This is a genomic window from Thermodesulfobacterium hydrogeniphilum (genome assembly GCF_000746255.1).
GTDB classification, from domain to species: domain Bacteria; phylum Desulfobacterota; class Thermodesulfobacteria; order Thermodesulfobacteriales; family Thermodesulfobacteriaceae; genus Thermodesulfobacterium; species Thermodesulfobacterium hydrogeniphilum.
Genome location: NZ_JQKW01000001.1, coordinates 1 through 18,293 on the forward strand (window position 1 = coordinate 1; position 18,293 = coordinate 18,293).

18 protein-coding genes and 1 pseudogene are annotated in these 18,293 nt (G+C 31.8%); 14 read left to right on the plus strand and 5 right to left on the minus strand.

Translation table 11 applies throughout. The features are described from left to right. The 4 genes and pseudogenes from CC87_RS00005 to CC87_RS00015 all read right to left on the minus strand — a co-directional run. A partial coding sequence (locus CC87_RS00005) for a hypothetical protein (RefSeq protein WP_038054805.1) occupies positions 1-211 on the minus strand: 211 nt, incomplete at its 3' end. A 108-nt stretch (positions 212-319) separates the two neighbouring features. Continuing rightward, positions 320-784, minus strand: coding sequence for a KUP/HAK/KT family potassium transporter (locus CC87_RS09385; RefSeq protein ID WP_425427659.1), 465 nt, complete (start codon positions 782-784; stop codon positions 320-322). A 60-nt stretch (positions 785-844) separates the two neighbouring features. Continuing rightward, positions 845-2,150 (minus strand): annotated as a pseudogene (locus tag CC87_RS09390) (KUP/HAK/KT family potassium transporter); the annotation flags it as partial. 7 nt (positions 2,151-2,157) lie between these two features. Further along, a complete protein-coding gene (locus CC87_RS00015) occupies positions 2,158-3,360 on the minus strand; it encodes a bifunctional 3,4-dihydroxy-2-butanone-4-phosphate synthase/GTP cyclohydrolase II (protein ID WP_038054807.1) in 1,203 nt (400 codons plus the stop codon). An 88-nt stretch (positions 3,361-3,448) separates the two neighbouring features. On the opposite strand from CC87_RS00015, the gene murJ reads away from it, so the two are divergent. The 7 genes from murJ to CC87_RS00050 all read left to right on the plus strand — a co-directional run bounded on the left by murJ (position 3,449) and on the right by CC87_RS00050 (position 9,697). Next, positions 3,449-5,005: a murein biosynthesis integral membrane protein MurJ gene (gene murJ / locus CC87_RS00020; RefSeq protein ID WP_051920342.1), complete on the plus strand. Its 1,557-nt coding sequence runs from the start codon at positions 3,449-3,451 to the stop codon at positions 5,003-5,005. Positions 5,006-5,161: 156 nt separating this feature from the next. Further along, on the plus strand, positions 5,162-5,821 hold the full coding sequence (locus tag CC87_RS00025) for a YkgJ family cysteine cluster protein (protein ID WP_169740250.1): 660 nt from the start codon (positions 5,162-5,164) through the stop codon (positions 5,819-5,821). Beyond that, positions 5,821-6,594 (plus strand): iron-sulfur cluster-binding protein, encoded by a 774-nt coding sequence (locus tag CC87_RS00030; protein ID WP_038054812.1) that lies wholly within the window; start codon positions 5,821-5,823, stop codon positions 6,592-6,594. The genes CC87_RS00025 and CC87_RS00030 overlap by 1 nt, the downstream gene beginning before the upstream one ends. Continuing rightward, a complete protein-coding gene (locus tag CC87_RS00035) occupies positions 6,578-7,435 on the plus strand; it encodes a dihydroorotate dehydrogenase (protein ID WP_038054913.1) in 858 nt (285 codons plus the stop codon). The genes CC87_RS00030 and CC87_RS00035 overlap by 17 nt, the downstream gene beginning before the upstream one ends. Positions 7,436-7,450: 15 nt before the next feature. Further along, on the plus strand, positions 7,451-8,335 hold the full coding sequence (gene hslO / locus CC87_RS00040) for an Hsp33 family molecular chaperone HslO (protein WP_038054814.1): 885 nt from the start codon (positions 7,451-7,453) through the stop codon (positions 8,333-8,335). Continuing rightward, a complete protein-coding gene (locus CC87_RS00045) occupies positions 8,332-8,622 on the plus strand; it encodes a LapA family protein (protein WP_038054816.1) in 291 nt (96 codons plus the stop codon). The genes hslO and CC87_RS00045 overlap by 4 nt, the downstream gene beginning before the upstream one ends. A gap of 1 nt (position 8,623) precedes the next feature. Beyond that, positions 8,624-9,697 carry a serine hydrolase domain-containing protein gene (locus CC87_RS00050; RefSeq protein ID WP_038054818.1) on the plus strand — a complete coding sequence of 358 codons (1,074 nt, stop codon included), beginning with the start codon at positions 8,624-8,626 and terminating at the stop codon, positions 9,695-9,697. A gap of 12 nt (positions 9,698-9,709) precedes the next feature. Here the strand turns inward: CC87_RS00050 and proC are convergent, their stop codons facing one another. After that, the gene (gene proC, locus CC87_RS00055; protein WP_038054820.1) at positions 9,710-10,531 is read right to left on the minus strand and encodes a pyrroline-5-carboxylate reductase; all 822 of its coding nucleotides are present in this window, start codon (positions 10,529-10,531) and stop codon (positions 9,710-9,712) included. A gap of 304 nt (positions 10,532-10,835) precedes the next feature. On the opposite strand from proC, the gene tmcD reads away from it, so the two are divergent. The 7 genes from tmcD to nrfD all read left to right on the plus strand — a co-directional run bounded on the left by tmcD (position 10,836) and on the right by nrfD (position 18,290). Beyond that, positions 10,836-12,092 (plus strand): electron transfer complex subunit TmcD, encoded by a 1,257-nt coding sequence (tmcD, locus tag CC87_RS00060; protein WP_038054822.1) that lies wholly within the window; start codon positions 10,836-10,838, stop codon positions 12,090-12,092. A gap of 21 nt (positions 12,093-12,113) precedes the next feature. After that, positions 12,114-12,785: a TmcC family electron transfer complex membrane anchor subunit gene (tmcC, locus tag CC87_RS00065; RefSeq protein ID WP_038054824.1), complete on the plus strand. Its 672-nt coding sequence runs from the start codon at positions 12,114-12,116 to the stop codon at positions 12,783-12,785. A gap of 21 nt (positions 12,786-12,806) precedes the next feature. After that, on the plus strand, positions 12,807-13,703 hold the full coding sequence (locus tag CC87_RS08955) for a 4Fe-4S dicluster domain-containing protein (protein ID WP_051920343.1): 897 nt from the start codon (positions 12,807-12,809) through the stop codon (positions 13,701-13,703). A gap of 27 nt (positions 13,704-13,730) precedes the next feature. Next, a complete protein-coding gene (locus CC87_RS08960) occupies positions 13,731-14,231 on the plus strand; it encodes a heterodisulfide reductase-related iron-sulfur binding cluster (protein WP_051920344.1) in 501 nt (166 codons plus the stop codon). Positions 14,232-14,242: 11 nt separating this feature from the next. Continuing rightward, positions 14,243-15,913, plus strand: coding sequence for a sulfate respiration complex hexadecaheme cytochrome HmcA (gene hmcA / locus CC87_RS00075; RefSeq protein ID WP_038054826.1), 1,671 nt, complete (start codon positions 14,243-14,245; stop codon positions 15,911-15,913). A 141-nt stretch (positions 15,914-16,054) separates the two neighbouring features. Beyond that, the gene (locus CC87_RS00080; RefSeq protein WP_038054828.1) at positions 16,055-17,086 is read left to right on the plus strand and encodes a 4Fe-4S dicluster domain-containing protein; all 1,032 of its coding nucleotides are present in this window, start codon (positions 16,055-16,057) and stop codon (positions 17,084-17,086) included. Beyond that, complete coding sequence (gene nrfD / locus CC87_RS00085) at positions 17,073-18,290, plus strand: NrfD/PsrC family molybdoenzyme membrane anchor subunit (RefSeq protein WP_051920345.1); 1,218 nt, start codon at positions 17,073-17,075, stop codon at positions 18,288-18,290. The genes CC87_RS00080 and nrfD overlap by 14 nt, the downstream gene beginning before the upstream one ends. The last annotated feature ends 3 nt before the right edge of the window (positions 18,291-18,293 follow it).

Sequence of the window (18,293 nt, forward strand, 5' to 3'; positions counted from 1 at the left end):
TTCCTTCACCGAGGGCTATAGAGTAGATAAGAGAGAGGAGATAGTGAGAATCAGAAGGACCTCTATTGCGTTGTTTGAGCTTTATGTTTTGATCGAGGAGTTTGGGGAGACCGAGATATGAAGCGAAACGAGCGAGAAAAGTAATGCCACCTTTTGAGGTAAGAAGTTCATCAGTGAAGTCAATTTCAGGTTTTGGTGGTATAATATTCATAGGGGCACCTCCTGGGTGAAAGGTGTTATTTGGCTATATAATAATTTATACCCCAGGTTTGGTGCCCTTCCAACCTATTTTATCAGGGAATTTTGGGATATACTAAATCTAAATTTCTACTCTTGTTATTACTCCATGAATTTTTTCAGGAGGAAAATTATAAAACTCTACAAAACTTGGAAAAGCTTTTTTCATAAAAGCAAAAATATTCCAGAGAGTCTTTTTTGATTTTATACTTTCTACTCCATAAAAAATTATTCTGTTTTCTATATTTATTCTTTTTAACTCTTTTTCTATATCTAAAACCTCCATGTATCCATATTTTATCTCTGCATGTTTCAATCCTGTGCAAAGATCATCCTTTAAAGAAGTTTCTATTCCAAAAGGTTCTTCTTTTTGTACCAAAGAAAGAAAGACATTTGTTTCATAAATTATACCATGGTCAAATAAAGTTTTCACAATATAGGGTGTTACTTTGCTAATATCACGAATAAGAAAAATAGCAGTTCCTTTTATTTTGGGATAACTCTTATAAATTTCACAGAATTTTGTTATAAAAACTTCAAAAGGCATGAATTTTAAAGTTTTATATAATTGTTTTTGTCCTGAAGTGTATATTAATATAGTTGATAAAGGAATACTTGCAAAAATTAAAGACCAATAAGCTCCGTGAGGGATTTTATAAAAATTTGATATCCAAAAAATTGTATCTATAAAAATAAGCAAAATAGAAATAAGAGTATGGAAATATTGTTTTTTATGGAAATAAATAATAGCTAAGAATAAAGCAGTAATAATCATTACTATGTTTACAGAGAACCCATAAGCGGCTGCCATATGTCCAGATTTTTCAAAAATTAAATACATAAAAATTACACCTATCATTAGACCCCAATTAGCTGAAGGAATATAAATCTGAGTGCTTATGTTAGTAGAGGTGTGCTTTATATAGAGCATGGGAAAAATGCGAACGTTAATAGCTTGAAAAACTATAGAAAATACACCGCTTATTAAAGCCTGTGAAGCTATAATACCTGCTGAAATCACCAGAATTAAAAAAGGTATATATAAAGTGTTCCCAAGAAGCTCCTTTGCAGATAAAAAGAAAGGGGAAGCATGGTTACTCAGAGGATAGGACAAAACATAAGAGGTCTGGCCAAGATAATTACATACCAAAGCAAAAAAAAACAAAAATCCAAGCCTTTCTTATAGCGTCTCTTCCTAAATGCCCCATATCTGCATATAAAGCCTCTCCTCCTGTAGCTGCTAACAATACTTCAGAAAGAGCTATTAAACCTCTAAAAGGATGGTGCAAGATGAATTCTATAGCATACCAGGGATTAAAAGCTTTTAAAACATGAGGATTTTTCAAAATATAATGCATTCCTATTAACCCTATGCTCAGAAACCATAAAAACATTATAGGTCCAAAGTACTCACCTATTTTCCCAGTTCCTCTTTTTTGTATAGAAAAAAGAAACAAAGTTATAATTATAGCAATCATAATTATTTCAAATTGAGCAAAGCCTTTAAAAGCAGGGATCAATTTTAAGCCTTCTACAGAGCTTAATATGGTAATTGCTGGAGTAATTACTCCATCACCTAATAAAAAACTCAATCCTATAAAAACCAATATTCTATAAATTTTGCGAAATTTTATATTATGAGTAAGTGAATTAGCTATTTCTCCTAAAACAACTGTTCCGCCTTCTCCTCTTAAACTTAAATTCATAGCAAGCCAGGCATATTGAACCGTCACAAGAAGTAAGAGAGTCCATATTATAAGTGAAGAAACTCCGATTAATTCCTGAGGAGATGGTTTTGTTAATAAAATTATTATAGCTAAGGTATATAAAGGACTGGTGCCAATATCACCAAAAACAGCCCCTATTGCTCTTAAAACAGGAATAAAAGAAGAGATTTTAAAACTTTTAATCATTTAAAATTTATTTTAAACAAGAAATCAGATGTCCCAATTTTTCTTTTTTAGTTTTCAAATATTTATAATTTTCTGGTCTTGGTGGAATTTCAAGAGGAACTCTTTCAATTATTTTCATACCATATCCTTCAAGTCCTACTATTTTTCTGGGATTATTAGTCATCAGACGCATCTGTTTTACTCCAAGGTCCCTTAATATTTGAGCACCAATCCCATAATCTCTCAGGTCAGGTTTAAAACCAAGAGCAATATTAGCTTCTACAGTATCCTTGCCTTGATCCTGCAATTTATAGGCTTTTAATTTATTTAAAAGTCCTATACCTCTTCCTTCTTGTCTTAAATAAAGAAGAACTCCCTTTCCTTCTTTACCTATTAATTCCATAGCCTTATGAAGTTGAGGACCGCAATCACATCTTAAAGATCCAAAAACATCTCCTGTAAGACATTCAGAATGAACTCTCACCAAAACAGGGTTATCATCTATTTCCCCCATTACAAGAGCTATATGAGTAGCGTTATCTATAAAATTGCTGTATGCAATGAGTCTAAAAATTCCGTATTTGGTAGGAAGAAGTGTTTCAACTTCTCTTTTAACCAGAGATTCATTTTTGATACGATAAGCAATAAGATCTCTAATAGTGATTATTTTTAGACCATGTTTTTCTGCAAATTTTTCGAGATCTGGAAGTCTTGCCATGGTTCCGTCATCTTTCATAATCTCGCATATTACACCAGCTGGTTTAAGCCCAGCAAGTCTGGCAAGATCAACCGATGCCTCAGTATGTCCAGCTCTAACCAGCACCCCTCCTTTTCTTGCAATAATTGGAAAAACATGCCCTGGAGTAATAATATCCTCTGGTTTACTGTTATCATCTATTACCAATTTTATAGTATAGGCTCTATCATGAGCAGAAATCCCTGTAGTTATACCATGTCTGGCATCTATAGAAACAGTAAAAGCTGTCCCAAAAGGATCCATACCTCTTCTTGGTTGCAAATTTAATTGCAATCTATCAGCTATTTCCTGTGTAATAGCTAAGCAAATTAAACCTCTTCCATACTTTGCCATAAAATTTATAGCTTCAGGTGTAACCTTCTCAGCAGCTAAAATAAGATCACCCTCATTTTCTCTATCCTCATCATCTATCACTATAATCATTTTACCTTGTTTTATATCTTCTAAAGCTTCTTCTATAGTGCTGACAGGCATATATAGTATCACCTCCGACTTTTGTTTTAAAAATTTAAAAATTGTTTTAATATAATAAAACCCAATAAATTTTTAGCAAGAGAAAAAAATGAAAAAAATAGAAAGTATCACTAAATCTGCAAGCTCAGTAACCATAGCTGTTTTTATAAGTCGCATTCTTGGCTTAGTAAGAGAACAGATCTTGGCATATTTTTTTGGTGCTGGTAAAAGCATGGATGCTTATGTGGTAGCTTATCGTATTCCTAATCTTTTAAGAGATCTTTTTGCAGAAGGAGCCCTGGGATCGGCTTTTGTAAAAGTTTTTAGCTCAAGCTTAGAAAAAGAAGGAACATCCAAAAGCTTTAGAATAGCTCAAACTCTTATTTCTAATTTTTTAATAATCCTTTTTATAGTGGTATCTTTGGGGATAATCTTTTCCAATCAAATTGTTTCTCTTATTGCCCCTGACTTTAAAAAGGATCTTGACAAATTTGTGCTTACTGTAAGGCTCACCCAAATAATGATGCCTTTTCTTTTATTTATAAGTCTTTCCTCTATTCTTGCAGGTATGTTAAATTCTTTTAGGATTTTCTTTTTACCTGCTCTTTCTTCAGGCCTATTTAATTTTACTTCTATTTTAGTTGGGGTAATAGGGTATTTTCTTTTTGTTAGATTAGGTATAGAACCAATTTATGCTATGGCAATAGGTGTTATTTCAGGTGGTTTTTTACAATTTTATTTTCAGTATCCTTTAGTTAAAAAAAAGGGATTTTCTTTTTCTTTTTCTCCAAATTTTAAAGATCCCTATTTTAAAGAGATTTTAAGACTTATTTTCCCTGTCATTTTTGGCCTGTCAGTTGTTCAAATCAATATTTTCATCAATACTTTTTTTGCCACTTCCTGCGGAGAGGGAGCGATCTCATGGTATTCCTATGCCTTTAGAATAATGTATGTTCCCTTAGGACTTTTTGGAATAGGTCTTTCTCAGGCACTTTTACCAGAGCTCTCCAAACAAATTGCCAGGAAAGAGTTAGTTTTAGCAAAGGACACCTTTTATAGGTCTTTAATAGTTTCCTTAAGTTTATCCATACCTTCTGCTATAGGACTATATGTTTTATCTCACCCTATTATTACTGTGCTTTTTGAAAGAGGAAATTTTACTGCTTATGATACCTTACAAACTGCTGGTATTTTGCAAATTTTAGCTATTGGGCTTCCATTCTATGGACTTTCTAAAACTGCTGTGCCTTTATTTTATTCCTTGGGTAGAACTATAATTCCTGCTTTTGGAAGTGTAATCGCTGTAATTACCAATGTGATTACAATTTTGCTTACTATAAAAACCTTGGGCATAAAAGGAGTAGCACTTGGAACAAGCTTGTCTTTGGTTTTTCAATCTTTTTTTCTGTTAATAGTAGCCTTTTTAAAACTAAAAGCTCCTGATTTTAAATTTATGATAAAAAGTTTTTTAACTCTATTTGTAGCTTCTTTTTGTTTAATAAGTGTTTTAAAGATTTTAGATATTTTTATTGATAATGTAATACTGTTTCTGGGTTGTTCATTGTTTTTAGGAGCACTGGTTTTTATAGGTATATGTAAAATTTTAGGCCCAAGAGAAACCTATATGTTTTTTATAAGATTATTCAAAAATTTTATAAAAAAATAGCCTTGACGAGCTTCTAAAAAAAATTAAATTTTCTAAAGAATAAAATTTTTAAGGAGGAGAAAAATTAATACAGTTTTAGATTTTGCTATACCCGAGAAAGTAAAACTTCTAAAAACACTTTATGATTATATAGATAAAACTTATAAAGAATATCCTTTGGTTTGCAAGCCAGGATGTAATTTGTGTTGCACTCAGAAAGTTTATGCTACATCAATAGAAGCTTATTATATTTTGGATATTCTTTCAGAAGAAGAGATAAAAATTTTGGAAAAAATAAGCAATTATCCACGTCCTAAGATTACCAATAATCAAACTATTCTTTGTTATATGCATGGTACAGAGCCACCTCAAGAAGAACTGTTAAAAGATTTAAAACCCTGCCCGTTTTTAGATGAAAAAGGTCTTTGTAAAATTTACGAAAGACGCCCTCTTATGTGTAGACTTATGGCTTCAATTGTTCCATGCAGTCAGGGTATGGCAGAACTTCCACCTTTTCTTTTTCAAATAAGTACTATAGCTATGCAACTTGCGGAAAATATAGATATTGGCGGAGTTTATGGAAATATTTTTGATCTTTTGAAGTTTTTACATTATTATAAAAAAGGAGAAGCTGAAGAGGTCCCAGATTACCTTTTAAATAACTTAGAGGTGGATGAGCTTCCTATTTTACCTGAAGAAAAAGATCTGAGAAAATGGGTGGGAACATTATATAGAACCCCTGTTGAAGAGAAAATAACCTTTAGAGATCTCTTAAGAGAATTGAGAGAGGAATTTCAAAGTTATGAATCTTTAACTTTCTTAAGGGATATAATTTAATGCATTTTGGGAAGGTTTCAATTCATAAAAGAGAATCTGAAAATATATACTTGCTTGGTATAGAAACCTCAAAAGAAATTATAAAAAACTTTCAGCCTGGTCAGTTTATAAAAATAAAAATTAATTATAGATTAGATCCTCTGATTCCAAGACCTTTTACTGTTCATGCTGTAGAAGAGAACAATTTTTATATTCTTTATCAGATAAAAGGAAAAGGAACAAAGGCTTTGAGTAAGTTAAAAGAAGGTGAAGAAGTAGAATTTTTGGCACCTCTTGGAAAGCCTTTTCCTGTGCTTCAGAATTATGTTATCTGTGCTGGAGGAATAGGAATAGCTGGCTTTGGATATCTTTTGCAATGTGCAAATTCTAAGAATAGATTTAAGCCACCTGATGCAATCTTTTACGGAGCAAGAAGCAAATCAGAACTTGTTCGACTGGAATTTTTGAGTGAATTTAAAATTCCTTTGGAAATAGCTACAGATGATGGATCAGCAGGTTACAAAGGTTTTATTACAGACTTGATAGAAGAGGAATTAAAAAAAGAACATAAAGATATTTTAGCTTGTGGACCTCTGCCTATGCTAAAAAAAATAGCTGAAATTGGGAAAAAATATAAAGTAAGAACCTATCTAGTTATGGAAACTTTTTTAGCTTGTGGAATAGGATTTTGCAGAGGCTGTGTAATTCCTTTGAAAAAAGGCGGCTATATACATCTGTGTGTGGATGGACCTACTTTTTTGGCAGAGGAGATAGATCTTGAGACTATCAGTTAATTTAAATGGCTTAAAATTAAAAACACCTTTGATGCTTGCTTCAGGAACTTGGGGACTGGGAGATAATATTGATAAATTCTTTACTAAGGAAGAAGTTGAAACTTATATAGGAGCTTTCGTTACTAAGGGGATTTCTGTAAATCCAAGAGAGGGAAATCCTCCTCCCAGACTTTGTGAAACGCCCTGCGGTCTTATAAATTCTATAGGTCTTGAAAATCCCGGTATAAAGGAATTTAAAGCCAAATATTTACCTATGTTGAAAATCTATAATATTCCTATAGTTGTCAATTTGCACGGAGAAAAAATAGAAGAATTTTTAGAGCTGGTAGAAGCATTAAAAGAAGAAGAGATAGAAGGAATAGAGCTCAACATTTCCTGCCCAAATGTTAAAAAAGGTGGTATTTCTTTTTCTTCAGATCCAAAAGCTGTAGAAGATTTGGTAAAGGAAGTAAGAAAATCTTGGGACAATTTTTTTGCTGTTAAACTTTCTCCAGTAGGAGCAGTTTTTGAAATAGCTGAGATTTGTCAAAAACAAGATGTAGATGCTATAGTAGTTGCAAATACCTATCCTGCTTTAGGAGTAATCAATTTAAAGCCTTTAAAAATTATAAAAGGTGGGCTTTCAGGTCCTGCTATAAAACCTTTAACTTTAAGACTGGTTTATGAACTTTCTCAAAGGATTGATATTTCTATAATTGGATGCGGTGGTATAATCTCAGGAAAAGATGCCTTAGAATACCTTTTTTGCGGAGCAAGAGCCTTTCAAATAGGAACTGCAAATCTTATAGACCCAAGAAATGTTATAAAGATTATAGAGGAACTGAAGACTTTTGAAATATAAAAAGAGGATTAAAAAATGGCTTATGTAATCAGAGCTTTACCTGTTAAAAAAAGTTTTAGAGCCTTTGCTGTGGAATGTAGAGATGTGGTAGAAACTGTTAGAAAATTGCAGGGATTAAGTCCTGTGGCTTCAGCTGCCCTTGGAAGAGCTTTAGCAGGTGCAGCTCTTCTTTCCGCAGATTTAAAAATCGGTAAAATCTTTATTCAAATAAACGGAAAAGGTCCTTTAGGAGAGATCTTGGCAGAAGGAGATTATCAGGGAAATTTAAGAGGAACAGTTCAACATCCTGATGTGTATATAGAAATTAGAGATAAAAAGTTACCTGTAGGAAAGGCTGTAGGCAAAGATGGTTATATTTCAGTAACAAAAGATCTCGGACTAAAAGAGGTTTATCAAAGTTCTACCAAGCTTGTTTCTGGAGAAATAGCAGAAGATTTAGCCTATTATCTTACTGTCTCAGAACAAATACCCTCAGCTGTGGCTTTGGGTGTTTTGGTAAATACAGATGGAAGCATTTTAGCAGCAGGAGGGTATTTAATTCAAAAAATGCCAGATGCAACCGAAGAAGAAATAGAAGAGCTGGAAGAAAAGTTAAAAAAATTACCACCTGTTACAACTCTTTTATCCCAAGGAAAAGCACCAGAGGAAATTTTAAATATGATTTTTCCAGAAATAGAAATCTTGGAAAAAAGAGAGCTTCAGTATAAGTGCACTTGCAATATGGAAAGGGTAGAAAATAGTCTAATAGCTCTTGGCAGAGAAGAACTGGAAAATTTTATAAAAGAAGGGAAACCTGTAGAGGTAATTTGCCATTTTTGCAGAACCAAATATACTGTTTCTTTAGATAGAATAAAAGAGCTTTTAGAAGAAATAACTAAAAAGGAGGAACAGAAGAAATGATATTTAGATTAATTTTATGGATAGTTATAATTTTATTGATAGTTTTTTTTGTAATTTTTAATGTAGAACCCAGGGTTCAAGTTCATCTCTTCCCAGGAGCTACCTTAGAAAACATACCCTTAGCTTTAGTAATTATTATTAGCTTTATTTTAGGACTCCTTTCAGGAGTGATTTTATCTCTTTCTCAAATCATTAAATACAAATTAGAAATAAGAAAATTGCAAAAACAAAACAAATGGAAAGCTGAAATTCCATCTGAAACAAAATCAGAAGAGGAAACCAACTGAGGTGCTTACCAAGCTTTTTGAAGTCATTAAAAAAGCTGTAGAGGATGAAATTTTCCCCGGAGCAGTAGCAGGAGTATCTTATAAAAATAGAAGATACATTGTAGGCGGAGGTTATAGAGCTTTAGTTCCTTTTTTAGAACCAGTAGAAGAGGATAATATTTTTGATCTTGCTTCTCTTACCAAGCCTTTAGCTTTAGCTTTCACTTTTATGTATCTTTTGAAAAAGGATCCTAAAATTGATTTATATTCTCCTATAGGTGAATATTTACCTATTAAAAAACCTTTATCAGAAATTCCTGTTTACAGGTTTTTAAATCACACCGCTGGTTTAAAGGCTTGGTATCCTTTTTATGAAGAATTATGGCAAAATAAAAGTCTTGATAAATTGGAAAGGTTGATAAAAAAGATAGAAGAATTACCTCTGGAATATACTCCAGGAACCAAAAGTGTTTATTCAGACCTGGGATATTTTCTATTAACTTATTTATTAGAAAAGGTATACGAAACAGATTTTGAAAACCTTTTTGAAAATGCAAAAAAAATAATAATTTTCAGTAAGAAAGCTCTTTTAAGTTTTAAGCCTCTTGAAAAAGGTATAGATCAGGAGAAAATAGTTCCTACTTCTGTATGTCCATGGAGTAAGAAAATTTTAAGAGGCTTGGTAGAAGATGAAAATACCAGAGCTATTGGAGGAGTTTCAGGAGTAGCAGGACTTTTCGGTAATATTTATGGAGTCCTTGATATTCTGGAATTTTTAGTATCTGCTTACAAAGGTTTAGATAAAGAACTTCCTTCTGAAATAGTTTCTAAATTTATAGATTTTAGAGAAAAAAATTTAGAATATACTCTTGGATTTATGCTTCCCAGTGAAGAGGAAAGAGAGTTTTTAAAAGATAAAATATCTTCTCATACTTTAAGACATACAGGTTTTACAGGTTGTTCTTTTTTTGTAGATTTTGAGAGAGAAATAATTATAGTCTTATTGTCTAATAGAGTTCATCCAGATAGAAATAATATTAAAATTAGAAGATTTAGGCCCTATTTTCACAAAATAGTAGTAGAAAATTTATTGTAATAATATTTTGAATTATTTTAAAAATTCGCTTAATTCTTTACTTCTAAGGTAAGCTTTGTATACAGCAGAAATAATAATTCCAGAAAATCCCTTTTCATAAAGTTCATTTAAAGCAGATATAGTGGTTCCTCCTGGGGAGGTAACCATAGATTTTAATTGATAAGGATCTTTTTTTGCTTTAGTCATTAATTCCACTGTTCCTATAATAGTTTGCAAAGCAAGCTTTTCAGACAAAGGACGGGGAAGTCCTGCTCTTACTCCTGCATCAATTAAAGCCTCTATAAAAAGAGCTACATAAGCAGGCCCACTTCCTGAAAGAGCTGTTACAGCATCTATTAAAGACTCATCTACAATTACAGTTTCTCCTATAGTAGAAAAAAGAGTTTCAGCTATTTTTAAATCTTCATCAGTAGCAAAAGTTCCTTTAGCAATAGCACTTATACTTTTATGAACCAAAGCACAACTATTTGGCATTATCCTTATTAGTCTTGTTTTGTAAGGGAGAATGTTTTCATAAAAACTTATGGGAAGTCCAGCAGCTATGGTTAAAATAAGATGATTTTCTGTAATAAAAGGTTTTATTTCTTCCAGAACTTCTTTCATTACTTGAGGTTTTATAGCTAAAATAATAAGGTTTCTGTTATTTACAACTTCTGGGTTATTATCTGTGAGAGATATTTTGTAGAAATCATCTAAATACTGTCTTCTTTCTAAAAAGGGTTCTGAAACCAGTATTTTTTCTGGGGTAAATATATTTTTGTCAAGAAGTCCTTTTATTATAGCTTCTGCCATCTGACCACCACCAATGATACCTATATCTTTTAAAAGTTGCATAAAATCCTCCTATAATTTAGATTGTTTATTTTTAATATTATAACGTTTTTGTTTTTTGACAAATATTATTTAATTAATTGTTGATTATTTTAATATTATAACATTTTTGTTTTTTCACAAATATTATCTAAAATAAAATTATCTAAAATAAAAAAAATAAGAAAAAAAATTAAAAATCTAAAAAAAATAAGATAATATAAAGATAAATAGTTTTTATTTGGACTTAAAGTTCTTTGACTTTTAAAAATAAATAAATAAAATTCTTTAATTTGAAATAGGACTGGTTTAAATAATGGGAGGATTTATGGAAGAGAAAATAGATTGGGGAACAAAAGAAAAGGTTATAGCAGACATTAACAGTTGGAAGGGGAGGTTTATTGATATAAGAGAGTTAACTCCATCTCATGATGGAGAAAAAATTGCTGCTATAGTTCAACCTGAGACTCGTAAATTTACTTTATGTATAAATGGGAAATTACAAGAGAACCTGTTTGATAGGATGTATTCACTTAGATTTAATTTAGAAAATCAGCCTATCTGTCTTGTTTATGCTGACTTTCAATGGACTGTTCTTGTTGGGGATACAATGTGGGAAAACGGTTTTGATATGATGTGGAATCTTACTTTAAGTCCAGATACTAAAAGTATAGCTGTTAATATAAGAACTGCTGAGATGACAAGTGGAGTATGTTTAAATGATGTTCCTTGGGAAAACACTTTTTTTGAAGCAAGTGATGTAGTTATCAGTCCAGATGGCAAGAGAACAGCTTCACATGTTCAGATCAGACAAAGAGAAGAGCTTAATATACACTGGTTTTACCAGAAAAATTTTACTGTAGCTGTAGATGGAAAAGCTTGGGATAATTCTTTTTTAACGACCTGGGGTGCTACATTTAGTAGTGATAGTCAACATGTAGCTTCAGTTGTTATGACAAGTGATGCAGCTACTTATAGTATTGCAGTAGATGGTATTCCTTGGGATAAAGAATTTAGTGGATGCTGGGAACCTATTTTTGTCCCAGGAACTTTAGATGTTATAGCACCTGTTGAAACTCCCCGAGGTTGGACTTTGGCAGAGAATGGAGCTATTATATGGCCTTATTTTCACCAGGTTTATTCTCCTAAGGTGAGTCCTGATGGTAAAAGATTAGCAGCTATAGTAGTGCCAGAGGTTGGTAAATGGACAGTAGCTATAGATGGTAAGCCCTGGAAAAATATTTTTAACCAAATGATTTTTAATCCAATTTTTAGTCCTGATGGTAGTAAAGTAGCTACTATCGCTAAACATAATAATAAATATTTAGTAGTAGTAGATGATAAAGTCTGGCCGGATTCTTTTGAAAATGCTTGGGATCCTGTTTTTTCACCTCAGGGTGACAAGGTAGCACTTAGAGCTGAAAAGAAGGGTAAATTTTTTATTGTGGCGAATGGAAAAATTGGTAAAACAGCTTATGAATGGTTATGGGATCCCATTTTTAGTCCCGATGGTTCTAAAATTCTTATAAGAGGAATAGAAAACGGTAAATATGTTAGAAGAGTGCTTTCTATTGATGAAATATAAAATTAAGAGAGGGATGAGAATATGGGTTTTTTAGAGAGTGTAGCATTTTATAATTTTTTAAGAGGCCCTATGGTATGGTTAACTTTTATTATTTTTATTTTAGGAAGCATATATAAAATCTTTTATCTAATTAAGCTGGGTAAAGAAGAAAGAGTTATCTTTCCTTTTTTGAGTATGAAAGCTACTATTAAATCTGTTTTGCACTGGTTAATACCTTACGGTTCAAGAAACTGGAGATTAAGACCCTTTTTTACTATTTTAACATCTCTTTTTCATATATGTTTAATATTTACTCCTATTTTCCTTTTGGGTCATAATCTTTTATTATATGAATCTTGGGGAATTTCCTGGTGGACCTTACCTGAAGCTTTAGCGGATATAATGAGTATTGTAGTAATAGTAGGGTCTGTTTTATTCTTTTTAAGAAGAATTTTTAGTCCTACAGCGAGATTTGTCACTACTTTATCTGATTATATTTTTATTGGTATATGTTTTTTTACTTTTCTTACAGGATTTTTAGCTCATCATCAATTACTTCTTTCTTATAGAGCTATGTTAAATTTACATATAATATTTGGTGAGATTATGTTAATATGTATTCCTTTTACCAGACTTGTTCATATGTATTATTTCTTCTTGACAAGAGCTTGGATGGGTTCTCAATTTGCATGGTGGAAAACTAAAGATTGGTAAAATAAAAAGGGGGATTTGAATATGAATGAGTTTGCTATTGAAAGATATTTGAATAGGATAATAGAGGAAAGGGAACAGGGAGAAAAAGAGAAATATGTTAGTCCTTATTTTCCAGAATATGTAAGAGAAGTAGTTCCTGACATGGGACTTGATGAGAGGGTTTCCCAATTAACCACTGAACAAATAGAAAGAGTAATTAAAAGAGTAATAGGAAAACAGACAGCTAGGTTAAAATCAATTATAGAGACTTGTATGCATTGTGGTCTTTGTTCAGATGCATGTCAGTGGTACATTTCCAATGATAGGGATCCAACTTACGCACCTGTAGCTAAAATTAGGATGACTCTTGGAGAAATGATAAAGAGAAATTTCAAGGTAGATCCTGAGTTTATAAAATTTTGTGCAAGAGTGGTTTTTACTGAATGTAATATATGTCATCGTTGTAGTATGTATTGTCCTTTTGGTTTAGATATTACTGCAATTATTAGATTGGTAAGAAGAATTTGTTTTATTTTGGGTGTAGTTCCTCAACGTCAACTTGACCAAGCTCAGACTCATATAACATTTTTGAACCAGGTATGGTTATCGCAAAATGATTATTTAGATACACTTTTCTGGCGTGAAGAAGAAGGTATTTATGAATTAAAAAATCTTAGAATACCTATAGATAAAGAAGGAGCAGAAATTCTATGGTTTCCGTTAGGAGCAGAGCCTAAAACAGGTGTTGATCACATTGATAGATTTGCCAAAATAATGGCTGTAGCAGGTGTTGATTGGACTATGACTTCTAAGGATACTTGGGATAGTAGTAACATGTCCATGTTTATTAATGATTATTTTACTATGGAAAGAATTGTAAGAGGTCTTTATGAAAATGCTAAACGATTGCGAGTTAAACGAATAGTTTTAACGGAATGAGGGCATCCAAGGTACGCCACAAGTTATGTGGCGGCGCAGTTATTAGGATTTAAAAATTTACCTTTTGAAGTTTTGCAACCAGCAGAATTTTATTATGAACTTTTAGTAACAGGGAGACTAAAAATTGATCCAGCTAAAAGAATTAAAGAACCTGTTACTGTGCAAGATCCTTGTAATGTTATTAGAAGAGCTGGAGCAGCAGAAAAGCTTAGATATGTTATAAAAGCAGCTTGTGAGGATTTTAGAGATATGTATCCTAATAGAGAACATAACTTCTGTTGTAATTCAGGAGGGGGACTTGCAGCTTTATCTAATTGGAGTGCACATAAAGGAAGAGGTAATAGAGTAAAAGCTGAACAAATTTTAAGAACAGGAGCTAAAATAGTAATAACTCCTTGTCATAATTGTCATACTGGAATTAAAGATGTAATAAATTATTGGAAATTACCTGTAAAAACTATGTATTTAGATCAGTTATTAGTAAGCACTATGGTAATTCCAGAAGAGTTAAAACCTGAAGAAGGATAAGGAGTAAAATTATGAAAAAAGAGACATGGTTTTTACTATTATTAGGTACTGTTTTGTATCTTATTGTTATAATTTATGGAATAAAACAAGTTTATACTGCACCTATTCCGCCTTCTAAAAAAGTAGAAGTTGTTAAGTCTGGAAATAAAATAGCAATAGCTCATAGTGAAATATTTGGGGTGTTACAAAGACCACCGGTTATTTTTGATCATCAAAAACATGTAGAAGTAATTGAAAAAGAAGGAAAAAAAGAATGGGATACTTGTAAGACCTGTCATAGAGTAAAAAGAGATAAAAAAGATAAAAAAGAATTTTTAGTTTTTGATTTTCCTAAGGAGATTAGTAAAAAAGATTATAAAGGTTATATGAATGCTTATCATAAGGAATGTATAGGATGTCATAAACAAAGAATGAAAGAGAATAAGAAGACAGGACCTGTTACCTGTGGTGATTGTCATAAAGAAAATGTTAATATAGCTAAATTTAAATATCCTGTTATGGAATTTGATTTTAAACTTCATGATGAGCATGAAAAGAAACTTAAAGATAGAACCAAAAATAAAACTGTAAAAGAAACTTGTAAATTATGCCATCATACTTATGATTTAAAAACAAAAAAATTGGTATACCAAAATGGAACAGAAGAATCTTGTTATTATTGTCATGATTTAACTGTCAAAAAGAGAGGTCCTGAACTTTCAAAGATCTTAAAAATAACTTCTAAAGAAAATGATAATATTAAGAAAGTTTCTCATATTAGATGTCTTAACTGTCATCTTGAGATTAAGAAAGAAATAGCTCTTTCTAAGGTTAAGGCAGAAAAAGTTCCACCTATAAAATGTGTAAAATGTCACACTGGAAAATATAGAAGTATTGAAGATCTCAAAAATATTCCTCGTCCTGATAGAGGACAGAAGGATATTATATTTATAAATGTCAAAAATGCTAAAATGAAAGGAGTTCCTTTTGATCATAAGGCGCATGAATATGCTCATAAAACCTGTCGTGAGTGCCATCATGAACGATTAAAACCTTGTAAAGATTGTCATACTCTTAAAGGCAGTCCTAAAGGAGATTATATTAATTTAGCTGAGGCTTATCATTCTATATTTTCTGATTATAGTTGTGTAGGTTGTCATAATAGGAAGATAGCTCAAAATAAAGACTGTATGGGATGTCATATTTTTATACCTGCTATGGATGTTGCTGCCAAGACCCCTGATAAAGAGATGTGTGCTAAATGTCATACAGGTAAAAAGCAGGTGGTATTACCATCTTTAATTTCTACTGCTAAGCTTGATCCAAAGGTGGTAAAATCTGATATAGAAATAAAAGTTCTTGAAAAAGATTTTAAGCCTGCAAAATTTCCTCATCGTAAAATTATAGATGATTTAGTAAAAGTGTCTAATAATGACAAATTAAGCAGATATTTTCATGGAAATCTACAAACTGTATGTAGAGGTTGTCATCATCAAAGTAAAAAGGAGGCAGAAGTAGGTAATTATAAACTACCTGCTTGTATTAATTGTCATTCTATAGGGTTTGATCCTTTGAATCCTACAAAGCCTAAATTGATGGCTGCTTATCATCAGCAGTGTATAGGTTGTCATGATGCTATGAAATTAAAAAAACCTACAAGAAGATGCACAGATTGTCATGCTAAAAAAGAAAAAAATAAATAAGGAGATAGGGATATGTATATAATTGAACAACTTTTTACAGGGCATGGTTTTGAATATGTAGTAGCAGTTACAGCAATGTTTATTTTTATCTTTATATATTATCTTCTTAATAAACCAGCTTATTAAAGAGGGGGGATTTATATGAAATTTAATAGAAGAGATTTTTTGAAAAAAACAGGGATACTCGCAGGAGCTCTTCTTACAGGTACTCCTGCAGTTTCTCAAGCATATAAAAAGGATAAAAAAGATGTAGATCTTTCTATTTATTCTACTGATAATAAAGCCAATTCAAAAGTCTGGGAAATATATGAAGAAAGGAAAAAAAAACATATACCACCTCCCAAGGAACCTTATGGAGTGTTAGTAGATGTATCCAAGTGTATAGGATGTAGAAGATGTGAGTGGGCTTGTAATAATTGGAATAAAAATCCTAATAGACCTATAGAGGAATTTGAAGCTTCTGTATCTCAAGAACCTTCAGTATTTGATAAAAGAAGAAGACCTCATGCAGGACAATTTACTGTAGTTAATAGATTTAAGACTAAAAGTGGCAAAACTGTATATGTTAAAATTCAATGTATGCATTGTGTTACTCCTGCATGTTATGCTGCTTGTTTTGTAGAAGCTTTTAGAAAGACACCAGAAGGTCCGGTTATTTATAATCCTCATGTATGTATAGGATGTCGTTATTGCATGGTAGCTTGTCCTTTTGATATTCCATCTTATGAGTATTATGATCCTTTAACTCCGGAAGTTACTAAATGCACTATGTGTTACGATAGAATTGTAGAGGGAAAGGTACCAGCTTGCGTAGAAGCTTGCACTGCTGGAGCTTTAACTTTTGGTAAAAGGAGTGAGCTTATAAAAATAGCTAAAGAAAGAATTGCCAATAATCCTGGTAAATATGTTAATCATATATATGGAGAAAAGGAAGTAGGTGGTACAAGCTGGTTATATATATCACCTGTTCCTTTTGAAGAAATAGGTTTTAGAACAGATTTAGGAGAAGTTCCAATTCGTCAATATAGTGATCAATTTTTATTTATGGTAAAAATGTTTGAAATAGTAGGAGCTTGGCCTTTAGTTTTTGGAGCTTATTATCAACTTTCTAAACATAAGAAAGGACACAATTCTACAAATGAAGAGAAAGGAGAAAGCCATGGAAAGAAATAAGAATTCTTCTTGGTTTAGAGAAAAAATTCTTATGGGAAAGACTTTTGGAGAGTATATTAGAGATTGTTTAACTCCTTGGAATATAATAGCTTTGATATTTTTGATTTTAGGAATTTATGCGATGATTTATAGATTGGTAGCAGGGTTTGGCCCTACTACCAATCTTTCTGATGAATATCCATGGGGTTTTTGGATTGCTTTTGATATTTTAGTAGGTATTGCTTTAGCAGCTCCAGGTCTTACTATTGGGACAGCTGTTCATTTGTTTGGTTTAAAAGATTATCATCATTTTGCCAGACCTGCTATTTTGTCAAGTTTGGTTGGATATATTTTTGCAGTATTTGCTCTTTTATTTGACCTTGGTAGGTATTATCGTGTATTTTATTTAATTGGTTGGTCTTGGGGTTTTAGTTCTATTCTATTCCTAATTGGTTGGCATTTCTTTCTTTATATTAACATTTCTATAATTGAATTTGCTCCTGTAGTATGTGAATGGTTAAATTTAAAAAGAGCAAGGGAATTTTTTAATAAACTTGCTATTTGGGCTACTATTTTTGGAGTAATAATTGCTGGAGGTCACCAGTCTGCACTTGGTGGTTTATTCTTGGTAGTTCCTTCAAAATTACATCCACTTTGGTATTCAGCTTTATTACCTCCATTTTTCTTACTTTCAGCAATTTGTGCAGGAATATCTGTAGTCATTTTTGAAAGTAGTATTACTCATAGAGCATATAAACACTTAATCAAAGACTATGATCCTGTAGATTTTGATGCTAAAATAATAGGATTAGGAAAGGCTGTTGCATATGGGCTTTATATTTATTTAATTTTAAAACTTCTTGATTTTGCTCATTATGAAAAATGGCATTATTTAAAAGGTTTTTATGGTTTCTGGTATTTATTTGAAGTAATTGGCTTTTTCCTTATACCTGCCCTTATTTTGACTTATGCTGTAAGATATAAACAAGCTTTTTGGGTCAGAATCAGTGCTGTTTTAGTTATGTTAGGAATTTTACTGAATCGTTTTAATGTGTGCTTATTAGCTTATAAATGGTATTTACCTGCTTCTCAGAAATATTATCCAGCCTGGACAGAGGTTGCTTTAAGTGCAGGTGTTATTACCATGTTAATTTTAGTTTATAGATTTATTCTTAATCGTATGCCTGTGCTTTATGAACATCCAGAATTTAAATCTGAACATTAAAAA

Excerpts from the sequence above, each read along its gene's own strand:
- CC87_RS09385 (WP_425427659.1), bottom strand. The coding sequence starts at position 784 with ATGCCTTTTGAAGTTTTTATAACAAAATTCTGTGAAATTTATAAGAGT.
- CC87_RS00015 (WP_038054807.1), bottom strand. The coding sequence starts at position 3,360 with ATGCCTGTCAGCACTATAGAAGAAGCTTTAGAAGATATAAAACAAGGT.
- murJ (WP_051920342.1), top strand. The coding sequence starts at position 3,449 with ATGAAAAAAATAGAAAGTATCACTAAATCTGCAAGCTCAGTAACCATA.
- CC87_RS00030 (WP_038054812.1), top strand. The coding sequence starts at position 5,821 with ATGCATTTTGGGAAGGTTTCAATTCATAAAAGAGAATCTGAAAATATA.
- hslO (WP_038054814.1), top strand. The coding sequence starts at position 7,451 with ATGGCTTATGTAATCAGAGCTTTACCTGTTAAAAAAAGTTTTAGAGCC.
- CC87_RS00045 (WP_038054816.1), top strand. The coding sequence starts at position 8,332 with ATGATATTTAGATTAATTTTATGGATAGTTATAATTTTATTGATAGTT.
- proC (WP_038054820.1), bottom strand. The coding sequence starts at position 10,531 with ATGCAACTTTTAAAAGATATAGGTATCATTGGTGGTGGTCAGATGGCA.
- tmcD (WP_038054822.1), top strand. The coding sequence starts at position 10,836 with ATGGAAGAGAAAATAGATTGGGGAACAAAAGAAAAGGTTATAGCAGAC.
- tmcC (WP_038054824.1), top strand. The coding sequence starts at position 12,114 with ATGGGTTTTTTAGAGAGTGTAGCATTTTATAATTTTTTAAGAGGCCCT.
- CC87_RS08955 (WP_051920343.1), top strand. The coding sequence starts at position 12,807 with ATGAATGAGTTTGCTATTGAAAGATATTTGAATAGGATAATAGAGGAA.
- hmcA (WP_038054826.1), top strand. The coding sequence starts at position 14,243 with ATGAAAAAAGAGACATGGTTTTTACTATTATTAGGTACTGTTTTGTAT.
- CC87_RS00080 (WP_038054828.1), top strand. The coding sequence starts at position 16,055 with ATGAAATTTAATAGAAGAGATTTTTTGAAAAAAACAGGGATACTCGCA.
- nrfD (WP_051920345.1), top strand. The coding sequence starts at position 17,073 with ATGGAAAGAAATAAGAATTCTTCTTGGTTTAGAGAAAAAATTCTTATG.